The organism is Salinibaculum salinum (assembly GCF_037645885.1).
GTDB lineage: Archaea > Halobacteriota > Halobacteria > Halobacteriales > Haloarculaceae > Salinibaculum > Salinibaculum salinum.
The window spans coordinates 1-1446 of sequence record NZ_JBBENW010000048.1; the positions used below are offsets into that span (position 1 = coordinate 1).

1 protein-coding gene is annotated in these 1446 nt (G+C 56.6%); it reads left to right on the top strand.

All coding sequences use genetic code 11. The annotated features are described in order from the left end of the window. The first annotated feature begins 89 nt into the window (after positions 1–89). A complete protein-coding gene (locus WDJ60_RS18770; protein ID WP_417750482.1) occupies positions 90–1433 on the top strand; it encodes an IS4 family transposase in 1344 nt (447 codons plus the stop codon). Positions 1434–1446 lie beyond the last annotated feature (13 nt).

Consider the following 1446-nt stretch of genomic DNA (forward strand, 5'->3'; position numbering starts at 1 on the left):
CCATCCGTTCTAGTTTAGTGGAGAAATACCACGCCATCTGCTGATTGGAGACCGTCGCAACTACCTGTCTGAGAAACCCGGTGGGAGTTATGCCCTACTCACCACCGGATTCGGTGATTGTTGATCGGATTCAAAGAGCGTTTCCCTCTGACGAGTTGCGCGAGCGCGCTCGCGCAACGAGTCTCGTCCAACGAGAGCGGAAGTTCGACATCGTTGCACTGTTCTACACGCTTTCGTTCGGTTTCGCTGCTGGATCAGACCGCTCTCTCCAGGCGTTTCTCGAACGCTACGTAGAGATGGCTGACTGCGACGAACTCTCTTATGCGGCGTTCCACGACTGGTTCGAACCAGGCTTCGTTGCACTCCTTCGAGAGATTCTCGATGACGCTATCGAGAATCTCGATACCGGACGAGCCGACTTGAACGGGCGTCTCGAACGCTTTCGAGACGTCCTCATTGCCGACGCAACCATCGTTTCGCTGTACCAAGACGCCGCTGATATCTACACAGCAACCGGCGACGATCAAGCCGAACTGAAACTTCACCTCACAGAATCTCTCTCGACCGGCCTCCCAACACGATTCCGCACAACCGACGGGACGACTCATGAACGGAGTCAGCTACCCACCGGCGAGTGGGTAGCTGACGCCCTCATCCTCCTTGATTTGGGCTTTTACGATTTCTGGCTGTTTGACCGCATCGACAAGAATGACGGCTGGTTCGTCTCTCGTGTCAAAGACGACGCGAACTTCGAGATCGTCGAAGAACTGCGGACGTGGCGGGGTAACTCCATCCCACTGGAGGGAGAGTCGCTGCAGGCCGTCCTCGACGACCTGCAGCGACAGGAAATCGACGTACGAATCACACTCTCGTTCGAGCGCAAGCGAGGGTCGGGCGCCAGCGCGACCCGGACGTTTCGACTGGTCGGCCTACGCAACGAGGAGAGCGAAGAGTACCATCTCTACTTGACGAATCTCGGCAGAGACGACTATAGCGCGCCCGATATCGCGCAGCTCTATCGGGCGCGCTGGGAGGTCGAACTGCTGTTCAAGGAGTTGAAGTCACGGTTCGGCCTGGACGAGATCAACACGACTGACACCTACATCATTGAGGCGCTAATCATTATGGCGGCGATTTCGTTGATGATGAGTCGTGTAATCGTGGATGAGTTGCGGTCGCTTGAGGCAAGACAGCGAGAGGCCGAAGCCGCCGCAGACGCCGACTCGTCGGCGTCGCGGCTTCCTCGCCGTCGCTGTTCGCTAGCCGTTGAACGCCACGCTCATCTGATCCAGCTGTATCTCATGGTCGATTTGGGCTACGAGCTGCCGGATTTGGACGAGCTGTTGCTGTGGGCGTCACAAAATCCAAATCCACACAGAGATCGATTACGTGAGCAGGTTGAACGAGGTGAGTTCGGCTTTGACCGCCACTAAACTAGAACCGATG